3 protein-coding genes are annotated in these 2,460 nt (G+C 54.8%); all 3 read right to left on the bottom strand.

The genetic code is table 11. The annotated features are described in order from the left end of the window. Window positions 1–68: 68 nt before the first annotated feature. The 3 genes from ACXJ5O_RS24305 to ACXJ5O_RS24315 are packed head-to-tail and all read right to left on the bottom strand — an operon-like array spanning window position 69 to window position 2,152. Window positions 69–1,163, bottom strand: coding sequence for a phage major capsid protein (locus ACXJ5O_RS24305; protein WP_457302146.1), 1,095 nt, complete (start codon window positions 1,161–1,163; stop codon window positions 69–71). Window positions 1,164–1,220: 57 nt separating this feature from the next. Next, window positions 1,221–1,622 (bottom strand): hypothetical protein, encoded by a 402-nt coding sequence (locus tag ACXJ5O_RS24310; RefSeq protein WP_457302147.1) that lies wholly within the window; start codon window positions 1,620–1,622, stop codon window positions 1,221–1,223. An 8-nt stretch (window positions 1,623–1,630) separates the two neighbouring features. After that, on the bottom strand, window positions 1,631–2,152 hold the full coding sequence (locus ACXJ5O_RS24315) for a hypothetical protein (RefSeq protein ID WP_457302148.1): 522 nt from the start codon (window positions 2,150–2,152) through the stop codon (window positions 1,631–1,633). Window positions 2,153–2,460 lie beyond the last annotated feature (308 nt).

Below are 2,460 nucleotides of genomic sequence, written 5' to 3' on the forward strand. Positions count from 1 at the left end.
CAATAGGACTTGGCGGGCCCTTACACACCTTCGACCGAGCGAGCCGTTCACCCGCCCGCCTTGTTTGGTTATGCGATTACGAGCGAGCCTTTGACGAAGGCTTCAGGCCTATAGACGGCGAGCGCCAGGCGTTCCTCTATCCGCGCCGTAATCATGTTCTTTTCGAAGTCATCGGAATTCTCGCTTGAGATAAGAAACTCAATCTCAAGGCGGTCGAATATCTCGGCGCCAGTTTCAAAGCCACCAAGCAGGAAGCTGCCGACTGACATTGCCATTGAAGGAATGACTGGCAAGTCCCAGATGCGAGGCGCAGATGTGCCAAACGGACCATCCGAAAGGTAGTTGCCGCCCAAGTCCTTGATGCCCAGGATGCGGCGCCAATCGCGAACAGAAAGGATGATACCCGATGCTGGCAACTGTGCCTCTTCTGCCTGGCTGATGGCGTGGAGCAAGATGTCTAGCTCAGTATCGCCGGTAGCTGTGCGGGACGTTTCATAGGCGGTGGCCTGAGGCATAATACCGTTCAGGTTCTGGCCTGTATTATTGCCATTAAGAAGCTGAGTTTCTTCAACCAACTTCAGGCCGTAGCTACCACGAGTGTTGATATAACCAGCCAACGCGGGCGAGTCGTCCATGATCTGACGGCTGGCCTTGAAGAGGTGAGCGAGCGTCCGAACAGGCGATGTAACCAGATCGAAAGTGATATCGCTTGTTGGCTTTTGCGCGCCCTCGGCTACGGGTGCAGCGTTGTTGGTGAAGCCAGTCTCCTTCGGATACTCAATCGAGTTCGAAGTAGTCGGCGTGCTAGGTATCAGGTCGCGAATAGTGAAACGGCGCTCAGGTGGTGCGACTATACCAGGGCGACGATCGGCCTGTACGAGCGAAGTTGTTGCTGACCGTCCTGCACCAACCGTTGTATTGGCTGATGTAAGGGCTGCTCGCTCCAGTTGAATAAGCGACTTGCCGCGGAAGCTGGACGTTATATTTTTGATGGCGTCATGGTTTGCGACGAGTTCGCCAAGCGACGCGCCTGCATCCGTGCCCGACATGTCTTTTTCACGAGCGGCACGCTTCTCAAGGTCATTAAGGCGAGTGCCGTATTCGGATTTGAAATTCTCAATAGCGGTGGCGATTTCGCCGATTTGATTAGCAATTTGAGTCATGGGTATTCCTTTCGGCCCTATAGGCCGGTTGTGATGGATTTGGTTGTGTTGCGGTGGTTACGGGCGGTAGCCAGCTTTAAGAGCCGCTGTACATGCCAGCCGGGCTTTGAACCGTGCACGCGAGCGAGCGGCGTGGTTTTCCACTGGATGCTTGCTCGCAGGTCCTGTTGGCATGGTGGTGCCGAGCACAGCAGCCAGCTTTGCGAGTGCGCTGGAGTCGCCATCGCCACGCATCGCTTCTGTTTCAGCTAGCCACTCATTGAGCTTATAGAAGGCCTGCTCACGCTTGGCCTGCGGTGACAAGCCGTATTTTTTATCGTATTCGCGCCAGTCTTTCGCTTTCTGCGATGTATCACCGTCGTCGTATTGAGGTTGGAAAAAGCTTCTCTCATCGAAGTTTGGAGGCAAGCCGAATAGACCACCCTCAAGTCGAGGGAAGGTGTAAGTTTCTTCTGTCATCTAGAATCCTAGTTAAAAGCCCGACGCAGTCGAGCGAGTTCAATCATTGAATCCGCCTGCGTTGGCATGTGCCCTTGCAGTTCAGCAGCAATCGCCATCAGGGCGTATCCTGGAACGATCGAGGCCTTGGCTGCGGTTTTAGCTGGCGCTTCGCTACCGTAAACTTGATGGGCGCCATCGATAATCAACGAAACCCCTGGTGGGTCATGTCTGAGAATGACATGGCCTATGTCGGCAGGAGGTCCAAACAGGACTTCCGACAGTACATCGCCGAAGCGAATGCCAGTTTGGTTGGTGAGGTGCGAGAACGCCTCGACAGACGAGTGGACGTTACCGAGGCCGTGGTCTGCCAACGTGGCCAGGACGAGGCGAATAACTTCGATTTCATTGAGCTCGGGCGGATACCTGCGCGAGCCTTCTGCTTTTGATATCTGACCATCGTCCGCCAACCTGGCTGCGATGTGATGCACGCGGCTGGGTAAAATATTGAGCCGACGTGCTAGAATTTCGACGGCATGCGATTTCCGCATCACGACGCCTCCATTTGTTGGTAATTGATATTGGGCGCTTAAAAAAACGCGGCGAAGGCTGACGAGTCACGGGAGTGGGTGTGCCGTCCATTCCCGCGCTCAAGCCATCCACGATGAGGAGAATCAAATCGTGGATTCGTTCGGGTCGCCAGTACATCCGTGGTCGACCAAAGGTGGCGCCTGCTCTGTTAGGAAGACAAGCGCCGATGCCGTGAGAACCGCCAAGAACGCACGGCAAAGAAAAAGGCCGCCGAAGCGACCTTTGAATTCGTGTCTCTATTACATCCGCGCCCAGACGGCACGAAATG

This window comes from Phyllobacterium sp. P5_D12 (genome assembly GCF_054049495.1).